This is a genomic window from Magnetococcales bacterium, assembly GCA_015231755.1.
Taxonomy (GTDB): domain Bacteria; phylum Pseudomonadota; class Magnetococcia; order Magnetococcales; family Magnetaquicoccaceae; genus Magnetaquiglobus.
This window is the reverse complement of sequence record JADGAZ010000015.1, coordinates 97,206-118,120: the sequence shown is the minus strand read 5'-3', so window position 1 is coordinate 118,120 and position 20,915 is coordinate 97,206. Positions and strand designations below refer to the sequence as shown.

Below are 20,915 nucleotides of genomic sequence, written 5' to 3'. Positions count from 1 at the left end.
TGTTGCGCCGCTTTGTCGCCATGCCAACGATTCACCCCGGAACGTTCCGGTTCGGCAATCCGGCTCTGCCAGGGACCTGCCGCCAACGCCTTCAATACCTCCCGCGAATGATACCCCTTGTCGGCGATCACCTCGCAGCGGTTTTCCTCGTCCAGGGGCACCTTGACAACCTGATTCAGATTCCGGCGTGCCTCTTCCAGTGTCCCTCCGATCGTGGATGTGTCGCCATGATCCGCAGCATGAACCCTCACCGCCACAATGGCTCCACTGTCCAGGTCCACCGCGTGCTCCGGCTTGTACGCCAAATGCGTCCGACCATCCTTCAACTTCGCGATCCGAGCGTCCGCATCCACCGGCGATTCCCACTCCTTGTTGGACAGCTTCTTGCCCTCGCGTTTCCGATCCAGCCGGATCAACTGCTCTGTCGTCGGCGTCTCAATCCCGCTCGCCTTCGCCAAATTCTCAAGCATTTCCCGGTAAGTGTCGCCGCTCCCACGCTGAACCAAACCACGCAGCGCCGCATTCGCCTCCATAGTCGAGGCGTCCACACCCAACCGGTCCCCATGCACCAGACCCGCTTCCGACAACACCTTCAGTACCCAGCCGAACACCTCTTTGTGGGTCTCCAGCGGCAGACGACTCCGGGTCGTGCTCAGCGTCGAATGATCCGGCACACGTTCCACCAACTTCAGTTTCAAAAATTCCCGCAACGCCAGCGAGTCACTGCATTTCCACTCAATCCCACGTTCGCTGTTGATCCCCTCGAAATATCCCACAAAATGCATCCGAAAATATCGACCAGGCGGAATCGACGGCCTCCCGCGCCGCCCTTTCGCGTAGTACGGTGCGCATTTCTCCTCCGCGAACCGATCAAATCCAGCTTGATCCAACTCTTTCTGCAGGCGATCGTAAAATGGATGCCCAGGCGACCTCGGCAACTCATCCCACGTGATGAACATCTCCTCCTGCTTCCCACCCATCTGTCCCAGCGCCATCTCTCCCTCCTGTCAGGTTCAATGGCAACAGTATACCAGATGATTAATATTTTATCAACGGGCTGTTAAGATTAAAAATAGATTAAAATCACGTTTCCAGACCGGTTGACAGCCTCTTCATCCCGGTTTCGCCCTGGCCAACCCTTTCCGATTCCCCACAAAAAAGAGATAATGCCGACATCGATTTGGAAAAGGCTGCCCTCGCCAATCCAAAGCCGGGCAAAAAACTGTTCAATCATGGATGCAAGGCGCGCATGTCCGGACACTCGCACAAAACCCCATACAAAAACCTCAGCCCGGAAGTGATCCTGGATGCGGTGGAAAGCGTTGGATATCGCTGCGATGGACGCCTGCTGGCGCTCAACAGCTTCGAAAACCGGGTCTATCAAGTCGGGGTGGAAAACGGCGAAGCCCTGGTGGTGAAATTCTACCGCAAAGGACGCTGGAATCAGGCCGCCATCTTGGAAGAACACCACTTCACCACCCAATTGGCGGAAATGGAAATCCCGGTGGTGGCCCCCCTGGCCAATACGGCGGGCCGAACCCTGCATCCCTGGCAGGGATTCCGTTTCGCCATCTATCCCAAATGCGGAGGACGGGCGCCGGACCTGGAAAACTTCGACCATCTGGAACGGTTGGGACTGGCTCTGGGACGAATTCACGCGGTGGGGGCGACCCGTCCATTCCAGGCCCGCCCCACCCTGGACGTGGAAACCTTCGGCGTGGAACCGCACCGCTTCTTGATGGAATCCAAATTCATCCCCCTGGAACTGCGGGCCATCTACGACTCCCTCACCGGCGAACTGCTGGCCCTGATCCGACGCTGCTTCGAGCAGGCGGGACAACCCAAAAAAATCCGTCTCCACGGGGATTGCCATTCGGGCAACATTCTATGGACCGACAATGGACCCCTGTTCGTCGATTTCGACGACGCCCGCATGGGACCGGCGATTCAGGATCTTTGGATGTGCCTGTCGGGAGAAAGAGAAGAACAAGGCAGCCAGTTTGCGGCGCTGCTCAAAGGATACCGGAAGTTTCACGATTTCAATCCCCGGGAGATCCATCTGGTGGAGGCCCTGCGCACCTTGCGCATGATCCACTATTCCGCCTGGATCGCCCGACGCTGGGATGATCCCGCCTTTCCCCGGGCCTTTCCCTGGTTCGACGCCCCCCGCTACTGGGACAACCACATCCTGTCCCTGCGGGAACAGGTGCTGCTCATGCAGGCCCCGCCCCTGGAGTGGAATCCTTACGCCTTCATGGATCCTTATTGATCCACCGCGACCCCTTGTCGCCCCTTCCAGTTCAACGGTTCCGATCGTCCGGACCCGGCGTGGACGCCGCCGCCTCGATGGCCGCGATGCGGTCCAACACCGGAGGATGGCTGTGATGGAGGATCACATGCCAGGGATGGGGGGTCAACCCGGTGAGGTTTTCCCGGGCCAGTCGTTTCAGAGCCGTCACCAGAGGGGCACAATCCCCCAAGGTGGAGACGGCGAAACGATCCGCCGCGTATTCATGGCGCCGGGAGATCCACTTGAGCACCGGTCCGGTGAGCAGATCCAACGGCACGGCCAGCAGCACGAAAAAGACGAATCCTCCGTGGAGCGTCACCCGTTCCATGAAGAAATCATGATGCAACGCCGGTTGATGCATGGCCATGGCCAGCAAGACGCTCATCAGCCCCAGATGCAGCACCGCCACCACCGTGACCCGTCGCAGGTGTCCCAACACCAGATGTCCCACCTCGTGGGCCAGCACCGCCACCACCTCGGCATCGCCATGACGCGCCAGCAGGGTGTCGAACAGCACGATGCGCCGCCCACGCCCCAGACCGGTCAAAAAGGCGTTGGTCCGGGTGGAACGACGGGAGCCATCCATGGTGAAAATCCCGGAAAACGGCAAACCGATCCGGTCCAGATACCCCTGGATGGCCTGCCGGGTGGAACCGTCGGGCATGGGGGTGAAACGGTTGAACAGGGGCATCAACACCACCGGGGCGAGATACTGCACCAACACCACAAAGGCCGCAGCGGTCCCCCAGAAATACAACCAAACCCACTCCCCCTTGAAATGAAAAAAGAACAACACCACCACCAGAAACGGTCCACCCACCACCAAAGCCAACAGGAATCCCTTGGCCCGATCCTCCAAGAAGGTGGTGACCGAGGTGCGATTGAACCCGAAACGGGTCTCCAGCACAAAGGTGTGGTAGAGCTTGAATGGCTGGGAAAACAGCTTGAACAGCAACAGCAGCAGTACCACATAGACCACCGCCCCCCCCAATGGTCCCAACGCCCAGGAGGCGACGATCCGGTCCAGCCACGGAAAGCCTCCCGCGAACCACCAGATCAGCAAGGCCACCACTTTGCTCCCCGAAGCCACGATATCCAGGATGGCCTTGGCTCTGGCGTGGGCCATGGTTTTCTCCCAGGTGGGAAGATCGGTGACCGCGGCCACCTTTTCGGACGGACGGACGCCCAAGGCCCGTATGTTGAGAAACACCACCAGGGCATCCAGCAAAAACCCCAACACCAGGGCAGACAGGATGATCAGACCGTAAATGGACATGGCTTGAACGAAATCTCCTTGAAGAGATGATCGCGAACGGGTACATACCCCTTCATCCTAGATCATCTCTCATTCCGGAACGCGCCACAAGGAGTGGACCGTGACATTTCAAGAACTCATTCTTTCCTTGCAGACCTACTGGTCCAAACGGGGCTGTGTTCTCCTGCAACCCCACGACATGGAGATGGGTGCCGGGACTTTTCATCCGGCGACCTTTCTGCGTTCTTTGGGACCGGAACCCTGGAATGTGGCCTATGTGCAGCCCTCCCGCCGCCCCACGGATGGACGCTACGGAGAAAATCCCAACCGGTTGCAACGCTATTATCAATTTCAGGTGATTCTCAAGCCGTCGCCAGACGAGATTCAGGATCTGTATCTGGAATCCCTGGCTGCCATCGGCATCGATCCCAAGGCCCACGACATCCGCTTCGTGGAAGACGACTGGGAAAGTCCCACGCTAGGGGCCTGGGGTCTGGGCTGGGAAGTGTGGCTCGACGGCATGGAAGTAACCCAGTTCACCTATTTCCAACAGGTGGGGGGAATCGATCTGCCCCTGGTTTCCGGGGAGTTGACCTATGGCCTGGAACGGCTGGCCATGTACATCCAGGGCAAGGAGAACGTCTATGACCTGATCTGGACTCCGGGCATCACCTACGGGGATGTCCACCAGCAGGAGGAGGCGGATTTTTCCGGCTACAACTTCACCGCCGCCAACGTGGAGAATCTCTTCAAGCTCTTCGACATGTTCGAGGCGGAAGCCCTGGCCCTGGCGGCCCGTCAACTGCCGGGACCCGCTTATGAACAGGTGATTCACGGCTCCCACGTCTTCAATCTGCTGGATGCCCGTGGCGCCATCAGCGTCACGGAGCGGGCCCGGTTCATCGGTCGGGTACGGGCCATGGCCAAGGTGACGGCGGAAGGATTCGTAGCGCAACGTGCGGCATTGGGACATCCGCTCATCCAGCGGGGAGAACGGACATGAGTGAATTGTTGTGGGAGATCGGCTGCGAAGAGATTCCGTCGCGGATGTTGACCGAAGCGATTCGTCACTTCGGCACGGCCATGATGACCACCCTGGAAGGGGCTGGATTGACGACCACCGACACCCGCCTGAAATGGTGTCACGCCACCCCCCGACGACTGGCGTTGGCGGTGGAGGGGATTCCCCAACGTCAGGCGGACCGCTCCGAGACCCGCAAGGGTCCGGCGCTGGAACGGGCCTTCGATGCCGAGGGTCGGCCCACCAAGGCCACCGAAGGGTTTGCCCACGCCTGCGGCACCACGGTGGCGGCCCTGGAGCGGCTCGAAACCCCCAAGGGAACCTATCTGGCCTGCACCCTGCGCACCCCGGGCAGCGACGCCCAGGCCATCCTGCCGGGTCTGATGGCGGATCTGCTGGCGGCCTTTCCCTGGCCCAAGTCCATGCGCTGGGGCAGCGGACAGACCCGTTTCGTGCGTCCCATCCGCTGGATGGTGGCCCTGCTGGACGGGATGGAACTGCCCGCCCGGGCCTCGGAGAGCGTCTCCGGGGGTCACGAGACCCGTGGACACCGTTTCATGGCGCCGGGTCGGTTTCCGGTGCGAAACGCGCAAGAGTATCTGACGACCCTGGCGGCCAACCGGGTGATGCTCTCCCTGGACGAACGGGCGCAGGTGATCCGGGAAGGGGTGACCCGGCTCTCCTCCCTGGAGGGGGGATCGGCGGTGCTGGACGAAGGATTGGTGATCGAAAACGCCGGACTGACCGAATGGCCGGTCCCCATGACCGGTCGCTTCGATCCAGGCTATCTGGAGATCCCCCCGGAGGTGCTGGCCACCTCCATGAAGTATCATCAGAAATATTTTCCGGTCAAAGGTCCGGACGGAGGCTTGAAGCCCTGTTTCGTGGCGGTGGCCAACCTGGAGGCGCCGGATCCGGCGGTGCTGGTACGGGGTTACGAACGGGTGCTCAAGGCCCGTCTGGAGGATGCGGCCTTCTACTGGCGGGAGGATCGACGCCTGCCGCTGCCGGAACGTCTGCCCGCTTTGGACAAGGTGGTGTTTCAGGCCCGGCTGGGCACGGTGGGGGCCAAGGCAAAACGAATCTCCATCCTGGCCGAAGCCCTGGCGACCCGTCTCGATCCGGCTTCCGCCCCCCAGGCGGCCCGGGCGGCGCTGCTGGCCAAATGCGATCTGGTGACCGGCATGGTCGGAGAGTTTCCGGAGTTGCAGGGGGTGATGGGAGGGTATTACGCCCGTCACGCCGGCGAGGAGGCGGGGGTGGCTTTGGCCATTCAGGAACACTATCGCCCGCAAGGGGCCGGGGATGCCCTGCCCGGTTCGTCTTTGGGACGGATGGTGTCGCTGGCGGACAAGTTGGACACGCTGGTGGGCTGTTTCGGCATCGGCCTGACCCCCACCGGCACCAAGGATCCCTTCGGGCTGCGACGGGCGGCGTTGGGGGTGATCCGGATGATTCTGGACGGGGGGGGATTGACCCTGGGCCTGCGGGAACTTCTCATCCTGGCCCATGGGGCCTACGCCCCGGGCGTGCTGGACCAGGATGCCCACACCACCGGCGAGGCGGTGCTGGAGTTCATCCATGGCCGCCTGGAGGTCCATTTGCGCCACGACTTCACCCATGATCTGATCGACGCGGTGCAGGCGTTGCGTCTGGACGACCTGACCGACGTGGCGGCCCGGGTGGCGGCCCTGGAGGCTTTCAAAAAGAGCGACGCCTTTGGCGCTCTGGTGGCGGCCAACAAGCGCATCGCCAACATTCTGGGCAAGGCTCCGTCCTCCGACACCGGCACCCCGGTCAATCCGCAAGGGCTGCATCAACCCGCCGAAGCCGATCTGTTCACCGCCTTGAACCAGGCCGTGACCACCACCACCCCGCTGCTGGCCGAACGGCGTTACGGCGCCACCCTGGAGACCCTCGCCACGCTGCGCGCCCCCATCGACCGCTTTTTCGACGATCTGCTGGTGATGGATCCGGACACGGCGATACGCCGCAACCGTCTGGCGCTGCTGGGATCGATCCGGGAGAGCTTCAGCCGCATCGCCGACTTCAGCAAACTGGCCCTGCCCGAAGGATAAATCAAAGCAAAGCGCCGACCCGTGATGGTGACGGGTCGGCGCTTTGGTGTGTTTGGACAAGAACCCGCTTCAGCAGGTTCATTGCGGTTTAAAGACCCCACGCAAACCATCCCGGAAACATTGGAAACTCGGCGAGACATTCCGCTCGACATCCATTTCCATGGCCATTTCTTTGGCCCATCGATGTTTTTGTTGTAACGCGACGGGCGATCGTTTGCCGATTCTGCCACCCAAAGCGGTCAACGCCGCCATGCCACCGGGATGGATGACTTCGGCCAATTTTTCCCAGGTTCCACACTGAGAATCTTGCACATAGGATTCCAACGCCGCCTGACTGGCACCAGGAAAAGCCGATCGAATGGCAGCAGCGTCTCCCAAAAACCAAGCCTCCAGTTCTTCCACGGCAATACGGAACAAACACGGTGGCGGTTTTGGGCAGGCCGATAAAAGATTGACCAGTTCTTTTTTGAAAGCATAACAATCCGGTCGATCATCCAGATCAACCAGGACAACGACCATTTCATCATCACTCATATCCCTTCCATAGGCTCTCAATTTTTCCGGAAGATTATGCAGCAAGGTCGCATCTTTCGGGTTGACCGGAGATCTGGAAGCGTCGGGCAATTTGCCAAGGCCGCGATGTTTATGAATCCTCCAGGTATGTGGTTCCTGATAGGGACCGACAATTTGGGCCATCAGAATGGACAGCACCGTCAGTTCGGCTTGTCCTTCCACGAGGATCTCGAAGTGCATGGTCTACCTCACGTCCAAATAATCGCTGTACCATAAGGATCCCAAGGGTTGCCCTTCTTCCACCATGCTTTTTATGTAACGGATTTCACTGGCGCGGGTAATACACGAAAAACCATCCGCCATTTTTTCAAGAACCCAGACCTCTTCAGGAGTGAGCGCATCCACAAAATAGGGTTGATGTGTCGTGATAAAGATCTGCGATCCACCCTTGCGCCCTGTCGCATGATCTCTGAATTCCTGGGCCAGAATTTCCAACAGTTTATGATACAACCCATTTTCCGGCTCTTCGATACACAAGAAAGGCGGCGGAGACGGATCTTCCAGCAACAAAAGATAACAAAACATCTTCAGCGTTCCATCAGACATCTGTTGCTGAGTGAACGGCTTAGAGAAACCTTTATCCTGAAACAATAAATACAAGTTATTGGTAATCTTGTCACGATAAGGCGCAACGGTACCAATGCCTGGAATTTTTTGAGAAATTTTCTCCAGGATTCTTTTCAAAACATTGGGATGATTTCGATGCAAATACTGAACAACATTGCTAAAATTGTCACCATGCAGATTCAAATGCTTCTGTATTCCTGCCTGGGGAATCTGACGCGCAGCATCAGGGGTGAAATAACTCAAATACCAACTCTTGATGAAGGCTTTGAATCTGCTGATACGAGGATTTTCTTCAATGAGTTCAGCAAGCGATACGATAGCAAAGGTTTCAGGAGACAATTTAATTCGCTTTTCCGAAAACTCATCGCCTTCCAGGCTCTCATCACCGATCCAGACACTGCCACTCCCTTTCTCCAATCTCAAAAAAGAAAGAGGACGACCGCTTGAATTGTTCTTCCGTCGTTGTCGCAATCTTTCTGATAAAACGATCGGCAGGCCGTCCTTTTGGCTCTTCCCAATCGAAACCTCATAGGTGATTGGCCTGTCATTCTTTGATTCTCTATAATAAATCGTAAAAGAAATGGTTTCATTGGTTTCGTGAGAAACGAGTTTATCAAACCCTCCTCGTCCCCTGGCGTTGCATGCGGTTTCAATATCCGTATCCATGCAGTCGGCCAGAAACCCCAACGCATCAAAAATCGAACTTTTTCCGGCTCCATTTTTTCCAATCACAACAGTCAAAGGAGTCAGAGGAGCAACCTGCTTCAAATCCTGATCCGTCCCGATCCGCCCCATGGAGATATTTCTCAAGGCTCGATAATTCTGAATTCTGAATCCCTCAATAATGGCCACAAGCCCCGCCTCCCACTTCGATGATGATCGCCACCCGCAGGAAAACAGACAGCAAACCTCCTCTAGACCGCTCCCCACCCTGCCAGCAACCCCACCGTATCGGCGAACGGGATGCCCGCCTGATCCCGGGCAGAAAGGATCGGGGAAGCGCCGTTCAGGGGCCAGGGGATAGCCAGGGCGGGATCCGACCACAGCAGAATCCGTTCGTGTTCCGGATAGCGGTAGTCGGTGACGCTGTACAAAAAATCCACCCGCTCGCTCAACACCTGAAAGCCGTGGGCGAATCCCGGCGGAATCCAGAGCAGTTGACCCGTTCCGGCGGCGAGGGTCACCCAGGCCGACTGGCCAAAGGTGGCGGAAGCGCGACGCAGATCCACCATCACGTCAAAAATCCCCCCCTCGATCACCCGCACCAGCTTGCCCTGGGGATGAAGGCTTTGATAATGCAGACCACGCAATACGTTGCGAACCGAACGCGAATGGTTGTCCTGCACAAAAGGGGCGTCAATCCCCACCCGGATCAACGCCTCCCGGTCCAACACCATCCGCCGGGCCGACCCCTCTTCGATGACAGGCAGTTCCAGCAACAAGACATCGTTCAACAATCGGTTCACAATCCGCATCACGCCACCCGGATTCCCGCCATCACGGCCCCAAACGGACCACTCAACTGTAAGCGACGATCTTCAAAAGACGCCGCAAATCCTCCACCGTCAAAACCGTGTCGAGGTTCAACGGGGACAAAGGAGGCCGCGGGGAGATCGGTTCGTCCTCCACACCGGCGCCGCTCCCGAAGCCACAGCCGCACCCGGCCATCGTCCCATCGCTCCCGGATCCTTGCGGCATGACGGTCCGGACCCGGGGAAACTCTTCCCACCTCTCGTGAACACCTTCCATGCGCCACGCCTCTTTCTTTTCTTAAGTAGTGGGCTCGTCCGCGAACCCGAATATCCCAACGCGCGACCCCATGCCGCACACCCAACAAGGCACACCCAAAAAAATTCCATCGCGCCATCCAGCGTTTCGCAACTTGCGGGCCAAGCCAGGAACACCCTTTTCCCACCCCCGGTCCCCACCCTTGCCGAAAACCGAAGGATCGGGTATGCTCTTCAGCCATGCCGAGGTTCCTTCACCCCTCTCCGCTCCTGCTTCGTCGCTGGCGCCGCTTCCAGGCCAATCCCCGTGGCCGCGTCTCCTTGTGGATTTTTTCCATCCTGTTCCTGCTCTCCCTGGGCGCCGAGGTGATCTCCAACGACAAGCCTTTGATCCTCCGCTACGAAGGGAGCTTCTACTTTCCCCTGGTCACCAGCTATCCGGAAACCACCTTCGGCGGGGAATTCATCACCGAAACCGACTACAAAGATCCGGAAATCCTCAAAAATCTCCGCAAGGGCAACAACTGGGTAATCTTTCCCCCCAATCCCCACGGCTATGCCACCATCGATCTGCACGCCACCCGCCCAGCCCCGGCCCGGCCCGGCGACGGCCATCTGCTCGGCACCGACGATCGCGCCCGCGACGTGCTGGCACGCCTCATCTACGGCTTTCGACTGTCGGTGCTGTTCGCCTTGAGCCTCACCCTCGTCGGGGTGGCGGTGGGCATCGTGGCCGGTGCCATCCAGGGCTACTTCGGCGGACGGGTGGACCTGTGGCTGCAACGCTTCATGGAGATCTGGGGCAGCATGCCGGAACTGTATCTGCTGATCATCTTCGCCGGCATCTTCAATCCCGGCATCCCGCTGTTGCTGATCCTGTTGTCCCTCTTCGGCTGGATGAGCCTCGCCGACTACGTGCGCGCCGAGTTCCTGCGGGCCCGCAATCTGGTCTACGTCAAGGCGGCTCGGGCCATGGGGGCGTCGGATCGGTCCATCATGTTTCGCCATCTGCTGCCCAACGCCATGACCCCGGTGATCACCTTTCTGCCGTTCCGGGTCTCCGGGGCGATCCTCGCCTTGACCAGCCTGGACTTTCTGGGCCTGGGGGTACCCCCCACCACCCCGAGTCTGGGAGAACTACTCCGCCAGGGCAAAGGCAACATCGAAGCCTGGTGGCTGTCGCTTTCCGCCTTCGTCACCCTGGTGGTGATGCTGCTGTTGCTCAACTTCATCGGCGAGGCACTGCGCGACGCCATGGATCCCCGCAAGGAATGAACGCCCCCACCCCCCTCAAACCCCTGCTGTCGGTGGAAAACCTCTGGGTACGCTTTCAGGGGGAAATGGGGACCGTGGACGCGGTCCAGGGCATCTCCTTTTTCATCGCCCCCGGCGAAACCGTGGCCCTGGTGGGGGAGTCCGGCAGCGGCAAAAGCGTCGCGGCCCTCTCCTTGCTGCGTCTGCTCCCCCCTTCGGCCATCGTCACCGCCGAAGGCATCTATTACCGGGGACGCCAGACCACCACCTTGGATCCGGAACCCCTGCGCAAACTGCGGGGCGCGGAAATGGCCATGGTGTTCCAGGAACCCATGACCGCCTTGAATCCGGTCTATCCCATCGGACGTCAACTGATCGAAGCCCTCCAGCAAGATCCCAGCGTCGATCCCCGCTCCCTGCGCCACCGAGCCGCCGAACTCCTCGACTGGACCGGGATTCCGGATCCCGAATCCCGGCTGGACTCCTTTCCCCATCAGCTTTCCGGGGGACAACGGCAACGGGTGTTGATCGCCATGGCCCTGGCGCGTCACCCCTCCCTGCTGATCGCCGACGAACCCACCACCGCCCTGGATGTCACCATCCAGGCGCAAATCCTCGAACTGCTCACCCGGCTGCGCCGGGAACTCAACATGGCCATGCTGCTGATCACCCATGACCTCCCCATGGTGCGCAAATGCGCCGATCGGGTCTATGTGATGCGTCAGGGCCGAATCGTGGAAACCGCGCCCACCCAGACCCTGTTCAGCAACCCGCGCCACCCCTACACCCGCACCCTGCTGGCGGCCCTACCGGACACCCATCCCCCCCGCCGCCCCGCCAACGCCCCGGTGCTGTTGACCGCCAACAACCTGCGCTGTCATTTTCCCATCAAGCGGGGGCTGTTCAAGCGGACCGTGGGCTGGATCAAGGCGGTGGACGAGGTGTCGTTCCAGTTGCGCAAAGGGGAAACCCTGGGGGTGGTGGGAGAGTCCGGCAGCGGCAAGACCACTCTGGGTGAGGCGATCTTGCAGCTCAACAGCAGCCAGGGAGAGATCCGCTTCTCGGACCTGGATCTGCGCTCCGGAGACCGCAACACCCAACGTCTGCGCCGCCGCCGCATGCAGGTGGTATTTCAGGATCCCTTCTCCTCGCTTTCGCCCCGCCTGACCATCGGCGAAATCCTCGAAGAGGGATTGCTCATCCACGGTCTGGAACCCGATCCGGCGCAACGACGGGCCCGGGTCCAGGAGATTCTCGCCGAGGTGGGACTGGATACCGATACCCTGGACCGTTATCCCCATCAATTTTCCGGGGGTCAAAGACAGCGCATCGCCATTGCCCGGGCCATGATCCTCAAGCCCGAACTGCTGGTACTCGACGAACCCACCAGCGCCCTGGATCTGTCGGTGCAGGCCCAAATCCTGAAACTGCTGAAAAAACTGCAACAGGATCACGGTTTGGCCTATCTGTTCATCTCCCACGATCTGCGGGTGATCCGGGCCATGGCCCACGAGGTGATGGTGATGCAAAACGGTCGGGTGGTGGAGTCCGGTCCCACCCGTGAACTGTTCGACTCCCCCCGTCATCCCTATACCCAACGCCTGCTGGCCGCCGCCCTGGATCTGTCCACCGGGGGTCGGGAGTCCGATCCCCCATGAGCGCCTCCTGGCCCGCCATCGCCCAGGGGATCACCGGCGCGACCCTCTACCTGTACGGGCTGGAAAAAACCCTGTTCGCCCTTTCCAACCTCCACGGGGAGTCCATCACCAAACGGCTCGGGGCCATCGACTCTTTCGATCTGCGGGGCTGGCTGGCCGGCAGTGGCGCCGGTGCGCTGCTGCTGTCCAACCGGACCATCCTGGAACTGCTGGGAACCCTGGCCGCCAGCAATCTACTGGCCTGTCGACAGACCCTGCTGCTGCTTTTGGGCAGTCTGGCGGGGACCTCCCTGCTGGTGCTGTTGCTGGCCGCGATTCCGTCTTATCTGGCGGTCCTGCCCCTGGCGGTGGGACCGATGCTGCTGTACGCCACCACCCGTGCGGAACTGCGTTTCATCGGCCATCTGTTGCTCGGGGTGGGACTGCTTTTTCTGGGGCTCGCCACGCTGGAAGAGACCATGCGTCACGCCTCGTTCCTGGGGGCGCTCCTGACCCATCCCTGGATTCCCCTGGTCGCGACCCTGGTGGCCGCGACCATACTGGGTTCCTCCCACGCCGTGATCGGACTGCTGCTGGTCTTGACCGGATCCGGACTCCTGTCCCTGCCCGCCGCCCTGGCCATGAGCCTGGCCGCCAATCTCGGCGCCGCCCTGCCCTTCTCCGCGCTGCTCCAGGAACAAAGCGCCCAGATCAAACGGCTGTTCATGGCTCATTTGATCTTTCAGGGCACAGGGGTGCTGCTGGTGGCTTGGTGGCTGCCCCAGGCCGGTGCGGCGCTGAACTGGCTGCCGGTGACCGACGGGTGGAGATTGGTGATTTTCCATCTGTTTTTCAATGGTCTGGTCTCCCTGGCGGGACTGCCCCTGCTGCGCCCCCTGACAGATCTGGCCCATCGTCTGCTGCCGGATCCCTACGGAACCGAGGTGCAAGAACTGGACTTCACCGAACGCTACTGGCCCCGCTACCTGGATGACGATCTCCTGGACACCCCCACCCTGGCTTTGGCCATGGCCCGTCGCGAGGTGGGACTGATCGCCGCCATGGTCGAAGAGATGCTCACCTTGGTACCCGAGGCGCTTTTCACCGCCGATCCCCAGGTGATCGCCCGCATGCGCAAGATGGATGACCGGGTGGACGAAATCCACCGGGCCGTCACCCGCTATCTGGCGGGAATCGGCGGCGCCAACCTTACGCCCCAGGCCGCCGGCGAACTCATGGCCGCCATGACCGTGGCCAATGAACTAGAAGCCATCGGCGACATCATCGAAAACAATCTGGGCCACCTCACCGAAACCCGCCTCGACCAGCGACCCGACTTCCCCCCCGAAATCCGCACCGCTCTCACCGACTATCATCACGCCGTGCGGGCGGCGTTCCGTCAGGCCGCCGACGCCTTTTTGACCGACGATCCCACGTTGGCCCGTGAGGTGATGGCCCGCAAGGAGTCGATTTCCACCATGGACACCCAAAACCGCCTGGAACAGATGCGGGTCCTGCGCAGCGGAGCGGCAGATTTTACCCTCTATACCCTGCAAATGGATCTTTACGAAAATTTCAAGCGCATTTTTTACCACGCCAAACGCATCGCCAAGGTGGTGGCGGGGGCGTGAGTCGGTCCCACGATCCGATCGAAGGGAGGGCCATCATGACCCAGGTGACTCAGATCTTGTTGACAGAGGCGACCCGGATCCTCGTCGAGGCGGCGGACCCGGAACAGGTGATTCTCTTCGGATCTCATGCCCGAGGCGAGGGGCGGGACGATTCCGACCTGGATCTGCTGGTGGTGGAGTCAGAGCCGTTCGGGCCGACGCGCAGCCGCTTCCGGGAGATGGCACGACTGGAACGGGCCATGGGACGGTTTCCCGCAGCCACGGACATTCTGGTCTACAGCCGGGAGGAGATCGAACGCTTCAGACATGCGACCCATCATCTGGTTCACAAGGCGTTGAAGGAAGGCCGGGTGTTGTATGCGCGACCTTGAAACCGCCCGCATCCTGATGACCATGGCGGGCAAGGATCTCCAGGTGCTTGAAATTCTGTCATCCGTGGCCCATGCTCCGGAAGAAGCGTTCGGTTTTCACGCCCAACAGGCGGTGGAAAAGACTCTCAAGGCATGGCTGGCGATCCTGGGCCACGAACCGCCCAAAACCCACAGTCTGCGTTCCCTGATCGTGTCGCTGGAACAAAACGGCATCGATGTGGAGGCGTTGTGGGATCTCGCCGAACTGTCCCCATTTGCCGTCCAGTTCCGATACGAATCCTTCGATGAACTGGGCGCTGATCTCGACTACCAAACAATCTTGACGCAGGTGCGGGAGTTGGTGACGCAGGTGGAAACGCTGAGAACGGCTGTGACGAAAGAATCATAAACGGATAAGTCTTTTTTCAGACTCTCAAACAATCTCAGACGCGATCAGAAAAACGATACCAACCAGCCCAAACAATCCCACTTTCAGAAACGCAACCCCCCTCTCCCCTCACTTCAAGATCGACGTGATATGTTTTTTCAGCGCCAGCGCATCCACGGCCCGCTGATTGCCGATGATCTCCACGGCCATGGATCCCAAGGCGTTGCCGATCAGGCCGATCACCTCGTTAGGGGCGTCGAGGAAGGCGGCGGGTGCGGTGACGGAGAGATAGGCGTCTCCGGCCCCAACCCGATCCACCGCGTTGAAGACAAACGCCGGCACATCCACGCTCTCCCCGGAGGCGTCCCCCACGATGGAGCCGTGTTTGCCACGGGTGACGGAAATTTTACGACAGTGGAGGGAGTTGGCCACCTCGGAGACCAGGGGATGGATCTCTCCGGAGATGCAGCGGCGTTCCAGTCGCACCTCAGGCTCCGCCAGACAGACGTAATCGGCCCGCTCGTAACGGGAAATGGTATGATAGCCCCGATTGCCGGCGTTGGCCTGGGTGTTGACCGCCAGATAGGCCCGGGAGGCCACCAGATCCGCCACCAACGGTGCGGTGATGGCGCCATGGCCGTAATCAGCCACGATCACCAGATCGAACCGGGAGAGATTTCCCGCCAGCCAAGCACGCATGTCGGCTTCCACCGGATGGGGCAGCGGGGCATCCCCTTCGACATACACCTCGAACAGTTTGGTCAGGGCGTAACTTTCCAGAAAACGCCGCTTGACCAGGGTGGGCACCCCCGGATGCATGAAAAATCGGGGCGTGAGATTCTTGGCCAGACAACCGCGCAAAAAAGGTTCGTGGCTCTCCTGGGTGCCCAGCACCGTGAGCAGTTCCACCTCTCCGGCGAAACAGGCCACCTGATTGGCGATGGCCACGGTTCCCCCGGCGAACTGGTCGCTGGAGATGTGTTTCAAGGCGAGGATCGGATCCTTCGAGGATTTGCCGATGGCGGTGACATAATGATAATCGTCGATGATGGCATCACCGATCACCAGCACCTTGAGATCCCGCATCCGGTCCAGCACCCCGAGCACCGTGTCCAGGGAGAAGCGTCCCCGGAACAATTGCAGATAGTTGCGCACATCCTCGGAAAAACTGGACAAATGGCGATTGATCAACGTCGTGGAACTGAAAACGATATCCCCGGTGAAACGCAGTTCCACCCCGAGGGAGCGGGCCACCTCCGCCTCGACGCCCATTTTACCGGTAAAATCCTCGCCGGTATCGCGGAACTCCACCCCCTTGACGTAGTAAGCCGGTTGCAAAAGATGCAAGGTTTCCACGGCGGTGGGCCAGGCGTTGATGGCCACGTAATCCACGCAGGCCAACGCGGAGAGGGCCTCGGCCCGCAGGGCTTCCGGAAAGGCGGGACGGTTGGCCCCCTTGTCCACGAAGCGATCCGGGGTCAAGGTGACGATCAACGCATCCCCCAGGGCGCGGGCCTGCTGAAAATGACGCAAATGACCGATGTGCAGCAGGTCGAAGCAGCCATGACAGTGGACCACCCGCTTACCCGCACGCTTGAGGGCGGCGACCGTTTCGGCCAGCGCCTCGATGGTTTGAATTTTTTCCATGGTTTTCGTGTTCGTTCCCGGGCGCGATGGCCTTTGGCGTTAACCCTGGAAAAAATTATGCAGATTGAATACCAATTTGCTCGGACCCAACCCCGGAAGCTCTGGAAACCGGGGAGGGGGGAGGGTCTGGAAGAGAAATCCTCCAGATCCTCCCGGGTTTGCCATCATCGATCGACGGGTGTCACAAGCTCCGGATCGCCTCGGCCACCCCGGCGGCATAGTCGGGATCCGCCTGCCGGAACATCTCCAACGCCTGATCCACGATCTCCTGGGGCACGCCCCGGATGTGACGCGCGATATTGCCGCACAAGGCCTGTTGTTGCGCCGGGAGCATCAACCGGAACAGCGCGCCGGCCTGACTGTAATAATCCGCGTCCTCGCGATGATTGTATCGGTCCGCGTCTCCGGACAGGGGGAGCGGCGGTTCGGCGGCTTCGGGGGCTTCGGGAAACGCCCCGAACCGGTTGGGTTGATGGTTCACCATATCCCCCAGATTGCCATCCACCCGTCCGGCCCCGTCCCGATGGAACACCCGGGCAAACGGACAGCGGGGAGCGTTGACCGGAATTTGATGATGGTTGATTCCCAGGCGATAGCGGTGGGCATCACCATAGGAAAACAGTCGTCCCTGCAGCATGCGGTCCGGGGAGGCGGCGATGCCTGGAGCCAGATTGGCCGGACTGAAGGCCACCTGCTCCACATCGGCGAAATAGTTTTCCGGGTTGCGGTTCAGTTCGAGGATGCCCACCTCGATCAAAGGATAATCCGCGTGGGGCCAGACTTTGGTCAGGTCAAACGGATTGATGCGATAGGTGAGCGCCTCGGCTTCGGGCATCACCTGCACGCAAAAACGCCACCTGGGATAATCCCCCCGGGCGATGGCCTCGAACAGATCCCGTTGCGCCGATTCCCGATCGTTGGCCACCACCTGGGCCGCCTCTGCATCGGTCCAGTTGGCGATCCCTTGCATGGACTTGAAGTGGAATTTGACCCAGAACCGCTCGTTGGCGGCATTGATAAAGCTGTAGGTATGACTTCCAAATCCATGAATGTGACGAAAATTCTGCGGGATCCCCCGATCCGACATCAGAATCGTCACCTGATGCAGCGCTTCGGGATGACGGGTCCAAAAATCCCAGGCGGCCACGTTGGAGCGCAGATTGGTTTTGGGGTCACGTTTTTGGCTGTGGATGAAGTCTGGGAATTTCAACGGATCCCGGATGAAAAAGACCGGAGTGTTGTTGCCCACCACATCCCAGTTGCCCTCGTCGGTATAAAACTTCAGGGCAAATCCCCGCACATCCCGTTCGGCGTCAGCGGCTCCCCGTTCTCCGGCCACCGTGGAAAAACGCAAAAAGGCGGGAGTCTGCTTGCCGACGCTGGCAAAAACCGCAGCCTTGCTGAAACGGGTAATGTCATGGGTGATGGTCAAGGTTCCGAAGGCTCCGGACCCTTTGGCATGGACCACCCGTTCCGGGATGCGTTCGCGCACGAAATGGGCCAGCTTTTCAATCAGCCACCAGTCCTGAAGCAAGGCGGGACCGCGCCGGCCCGCCGTGACGGTATTCTGATTGTCGGCGATGGGATGACCGTTGGCGGCGGAAAGATACGGTTTATTCATGACCATTTCTCCGGGGGGTTGAAGATCGAGGGACGGTACGCAAGACTTACCGAAAGCGCACGGCCAACAGCCCGGGAAAGGGTCCATTGCACCATGGCGTGAAGGTCACGATAAACCATAATGCAACTCAATTCCAATACCATTATAAATATGGTATGTATAATCTGTCCCTATTGTCCGTGAAGCACCAAGTTCCGGAGCATGAACCTTGCCTTTGATTGTTCACAAACAACGAAAAAAATCACCACTGTTGCAGCAGGCCCTGGACGATGCGCCGGGCATTCCGTCCCGCCCCTTCCACCGAAGGGTTGAGCAGCCACTGGATCTGACTCACCGCCGCCAAAGACAAGGCCACCACCGAACGGGCGGTTTCGTTTTTGGATGGGGTGTGTTCCAAGGCTCGGGAGACGCTCCCGGCCAGTTCGGCCACTTCGTTCAATCCCCGCAGAGCGGCCATGCGGCGAAACTCTCCCATGGAGCGGGAAATGTGATCCGTCAAAACCGCATCACCTCCCCGACGTTTCACCAGTTCCAGTTGATCGCTCACATCCGTCATCCACACGCTCGCCTCCCGCCTGAACTCGGCAGGAGGAACGAACCGTACCACCCGACCCTCGTCATGGGTCCGCAAAGCCCGTTCCTGGAGTCTCATCGTCTTAATTCCTTGTGCATGAATGCCAATACCGTATACCCACTGTATGGTTTCAGATTCTCGACCATTCACGAGAAAGACATTTACGAAACATTTGCAAAGAAAAATTGCAATTATCATACCAATAAGTAACGATCTTGCAACCCCCCAAGAAATCAATCCAATCCTCATCCCCGCACCGGTAGCGCCTTCTGCCCGAAAACCGACACCTTCCGGGGCCCACACCGAACATCCGCAAAAAAAGACCTGTTTTTCAACACGCTGTCCGACTGTCCAAAAAGTTGCCCCCGCAAGAAAAGTTGCACCATCCGACCTCTTGACAGCCGGCCGGCAACCCCGGATAACAAACCGGTTCCCATCGACACCATTGGCCGGAACGGTTTCATGATCCGGCAAAAAAGGGAGAGTCCCATGCCTTGCCATTCCACCACCGCGCTGGTCACCGGAGGCGCCCGCCGCCTCGGAGCGGCCTGCGTCCGCGCCCTGGCCCGGGAAGGCATGACGGTCGCCATCCATCATCACGGCTCGGAGGCCGCCGCCAGGGAGTTGGCCGCCGCCATCATCGCCCAGGGCGGCACCGCCCATACCCTCCAGGCCGATCTGGCGGACAGCGGACAGACCGAAACCCTGATCCAGCGGGCCGAGGCGGCTTTCGGGAAACCCGTCACCCTGCTGGTCAACAATGCCGCCATTTTCGAGCGGGGATCCGTCCGTCACACTACCGTCGGTCAATGGAACCGTCATCTGGCCATCAATCTCACCGCCCCGTTTCTGCTGACCCGGGATTTCGCCCAACGTCTGCCCCCGGGACAAACCGGCCAGATCATCCAGATCATCGACCGTCACGCCCACCAGCCCCGCGCCGATTACGCCGCCTATTCGGCAGCCAAATCCGCCCTCTGGACCCTGACCCGTCAGGCCGCCCTGGAACTGGCTCCCGCCATCCGGGTCAACGCCATCGGCCCGGGTCCGATTCTGCCGGCCCCGGGAGACTCCCCGGAACGCTTCAAGACCATCGGCGCCGCCACGCCGGCGGGCCGGGTCGGCAGCCCCGACGACATCGTTGCCGCGCTCCTGTTTCTGATCCGACACGACTTCATCACCGGTGAATTGATTCGCGTGGACGGTGGGGAGCATTTGCGCTAATATATGACAACATGATAACACCCCTGGAAAACTGCGAGACCCACCCATGACCCCTTTCCGGCGCGACTGGATGTTTCCTGCGTTGCTGTTGTGGCTGCTGATCGCCGCCCCGGCCCACGGCGGCCCCCACGATATCCCCTCCATGAAAACCGTGGTGAGTGTCGTTGGTCCCCGCAATCTCTCCTATCTGCCCATCGACCTCATGCCCCTGATCGGCGCCGACCGGGAGGAAGGGTTGGAGGTCTCCTTGAAACACGTCGATGGCGGCGGACTGGCCATCAAGGAAATGATCTCCCGCAACAGCGATTTCACGGTGGTGGGTTTTCCGGCCCTCATGTCCCTCAAGGCCCATGGGGGGGATCTGGTGGGGGTGGCCGCCGTCTCCGACGTGCCCCAGTTCGTGCTGATCGTGCGCAAGGCGCTGGAAAACCAGGTGCGCCGCATCGCCGATCTCAAAGGACGCATCGTCGGAGTCCACACCAGCGCGGTCAACGCCAAAACCGTGGCCCAGCAACTCCTGGAACTGCTGCTGCGCTCCGACGGGCTGCAACCCCGGGATGCCCGGGTGATCTCCACCGGACAGGAGTGGAACAAACGCATCACCATGCTGGATTCCGGTCAGGTGGACGCCATCGTCGCCGAAGAGCCCTTCGCCTCCACCATGCTGACCGAAGGCAAGGTGTTTTTTCTCGTCAATCTCGCCGAACCCCAAACCACCGCCCATATTCCCGGAGCCCAGGTTCTCCACGCCGCCCTGGCCACCCGACCCGATGTGGTGGCCAATGACCCGGAAAAGGTCAGACGACTGGTCAAGGCCCTGGGCCGCGCCTTGCGCTGGATCGCCGAACACTCCCCGGAAGAGCTGACCGACCGCCTGAACGTCATCCACCCGGACGAACGGGCCCAGCTTCTGCTCTGCTTGAGAAAATATCCCCGTCTCTTCAGCAAGGATGGCGCCTTCTCCAACCGGCAGATCCAGGAAACCAACCGCTTCTTCCACGCCAGCACCCCCGAAGCCCCATCCATTCGGATGGAGAATCTCATCAACGACCGGTGGGCGGGCCGCAAGGAGTGACGC

18 protein-coding genes are annotated in these 20,915 nt (G+C 60.1%); 9 read left to right on the top strand and 9 right to left on the bottom strand.

All coding sequences use genetic code 11. The features are described from left to right. Nucleotides 1–995 (bottom strand): transposase (locus HQL98_11295; protein MBF0272634.1); only part of this gene is annotated, 995 nt, incomplete at its 3' end. Nucleotides 996–1,249: 254 nt separating this feature from the next. Here HQL98_11295 and HQL98_11290 point away from each other — a divergent pair. Next, nucleotides 1,250–2,269, top strand: a complete 1,020-nt coding sequence (locus HQL98_11290) for a serine/threonine protein kinase (GenBank protein ID MBF0272633.1) — start codon at nt 1,250–1,252, stop codon at nt 2,267–2,269. A 31-nt stretch (nt 2,270–2,300) separates the two neighbouring features. On the opposite strand, the gene HQL98_11285 is transcribed toward HQL98_11290, so the two are convergent. Further along, nucleotides 2,301–3,566: a M48 family metallopeptidase gene (locus tag HQL98_11285; GenBank protein ID MBF0272632.1), complete on the bottom strand. Its 1,266-nt coding sequence runs from the start codon at nt 3,564–3,566 to the stop codon at nt 2,301–2,303. A gap of 100 nt (nt 3,567–3,666) precedes the next feature. On the opposite strand from HQL98_11285, the gene HQL98_11280 reads away from it, so the two are divergent. Together HQL98_11280 and HQL98_11275 are read left to right on the top strand one after the other, a co-directional pair. Further along, a complete protein-coding gene (locus HQL98_11280; GenBank protein MBF0272631.1) occupies nt 3,667–4,548 on the top strand; it encodes a glycine--tRNA ligase subunit alpha in 882 nt (293 codons plus the stop codon). Continuing rightward, nucleotides 4,545–6,644 carry a glycine--tRNA ligase subunit beta gene (locus HQL98_11275; GenBank protein MBF0272630.1) on the top strand — a complete coding sequence of 700 codons (2,100 nt, stop codon included), beginning with the start codon at nt 4,545–4,547 and terminating at the stop codon, nt 6,642–6,644. The genes HQL98_11280 and HQL98_11275 overlap by 4 nt, the downstream gene beginning before the upstream one ends. A 78-nt stretch (nt 6,645–6,722) precedes the next feature. Here HQL98_11275 and HQL98_11270 read toward each other — a convergent pair whose 3' ends face one another. From HQL98_11270 to HQL98_11255, 4 genes are all read right to left on the bottom strand, one after another. After that, entirely contained in the window at nt 6,723–7,397 is a 675-nt protein-coding gene (locus HQL98_11270; GenBank protein ID MBF0272629.1) for a DUF4276 family protein, read from the bottom strand. Between the two features lie 3 nt (nt 7,398–7,400). Next, a complete protein-coding gene (locus HQL98_11265) occupies nt 7,401–8,636 on the bottom strand; it encodes an AAA family ATPase (GenBank protein ID MBF0272628.1) in 1,236 nt (411 codons plus the stop codon). Between the two features lie 62 nt (nt 8,637–8,698). Then, the gene (gene rfbC, locus HQL98_11260) at nt 8,699–9,259 is read right to left on the bottom strand and encodes a dTDP-4-dehydrorhamnose 3,5-epimerase (GenBank protein ID MBF0272627.1); all 561 of its coding nucleotides are present in this window, start codon (nt 9,257–9,259) and stop codon (nt 8,699–8,701) included. Between the two features lie 43 nt (nt 9,260–9,302). Beyond that, nucleotides 9,303–9,533, bottom strand: a complete 231-nt coding sequence (locus HQL98_11255; protein MBF0272626.1) for a hypothetical protein — start codon at nt 9,531–9,533, stop codon at nt 9,303–9,305. Between the two features lie 205 nt (nt 9,534–9,738). Between HQL98_11255 and HQL98_11250 the strand changes: the two genes are divergently transcribed. From HQL98_11250 to HQL98_11235, 4 genes are read left to right on the top strand one after another with little or no spacing between them, the layout of a single operon-like run. Beyond that, entirely contained in the window at nt 9,739–12,423 is a 2,685-nt protein-coding gene (locus tag HQL98_11250; protein MBF0272625.1) for an ABC transporter ATP-binding protein, read from the top strand. Beyond that, nucleotides 12,420–14,033: a Na/Pi cotransporter family protein gene (locus tag HQL98_11245; GenBank protein ID MBF0272624.1), complete on the top strand. Its 1,614-nt coding sequence runs from the start codon at nt 12,420–12,422 to the stop codon at nt 14,031–14,033. The genes HQL98_11250 and HQL98_11245 overlap by 4 nt, the downstream gene beginning before the upstream one ends. Before the next feature lie 35 nt (nt 14,034–14,068). Beyond that, on the top strand, nt 14,069–14,404 hold the full coding sequence (locus tag HQL98_11240; protein MBF0272623.1) for a nucleotidyltransferase domain-containing protein: 336 nt from the start codon (nt 14,069–14,071) through the stop codon (nt 14,402–14,404). After that, nucleotides 14,391–14,792 (top strand): HEPN domain-containing protein, encoded by a 402-nt coding sequence (locus HQL98_11235; GenBank protein ID MBF0272622.1) that lies wholly within the window; start codon nt 14,391–14,393, stop codon nt 14,790–14,792. The genes HQL98_11240 and HQL98_11235 overlap by 14 nt, the downstream gene beginning before the upstream one ends. A gap of 108 nt (nt 14,793–14,900) precedes the next feature. Here HQL98_11235 and HQL98_11230 read toward each other — a convergent pair whose 3' ends face one another. The 3 genes from HQL98_11230 to HQL98_11220 all read right to left on the bottom strand — a co-directional run bounded on the left by HQL98_11230 (nt 14,901) and on the right by HQL98_11220 (nt 18,691). Next, on the bottom strand, nt 14,901–16,418 hold the full coding sequence (locus HQL98_11230) for an adenylyltransferase/cytidyltransferase family protein (protein MBF0272621.1): 1,518 nt from the start codon (nt 16,416–16,418) through the stop codon (nt 14,901–14,903). Nucleotides 16,419–16,599: 181 nt separating this feature from the next. Continuing rightward, on the bottom strand, nt 16,600–18,045 hold the full coding sequence (locus HQL98_11225) for a catalase (GenBank protein MBF0272620.1): 1,446 nt from the start codon (nt 18,043–18,045) through the stop codon (nt 16,600–16,602). Between the two features lie 235 nt (nt 18,046–18,280). After that, nucleotides 18,281–18,691 (bottom strand): hypothetical protein, encoded by a 411-nt coding sequence (locus tag HQL98_11220; protein ID MBF0272619.1) that lies wholly within the window; start codon nt 18,689–18,691, stop codon nt 18,281–18,283. A 384-nt stretch (nt 18,692–19,075) separates the two neighbouring features. Here HQL98_11220 and HQL98_11215 point away from each other — a divergent pair, with 384 nt between their 5' ends. Together HQL98_11215 and HQL98_11210 are read left to right on the top strand one after the other, a co-directional pair. Beyond that, nucleotides 19,076–19,837, top strand: coding sequence for an SDR family oxidoreductase (locus HQL98_11215; protein ID MBF0272618.1), 762 nt, complete (start codon nt 19,076–19,078; stop codon nt 19,835–19,837). A 46-nt stretch (nt 19,838–19,883) separates the two neighbouring features. Next, nucleotides 19,884–20,912: an ABC transporter substrate-binding protein gene (locus HQL98_11210; GenBank protein MBF0272617.1), complete on the top strand. Its 1,029-nt coding sequence runs from the start codon at nt 19,884–19,886 to the stop codon at nt 20,910–20,912. The last annotated feature ends 3 nt before the right edge of the window (nt 20,913–20,915 follow it).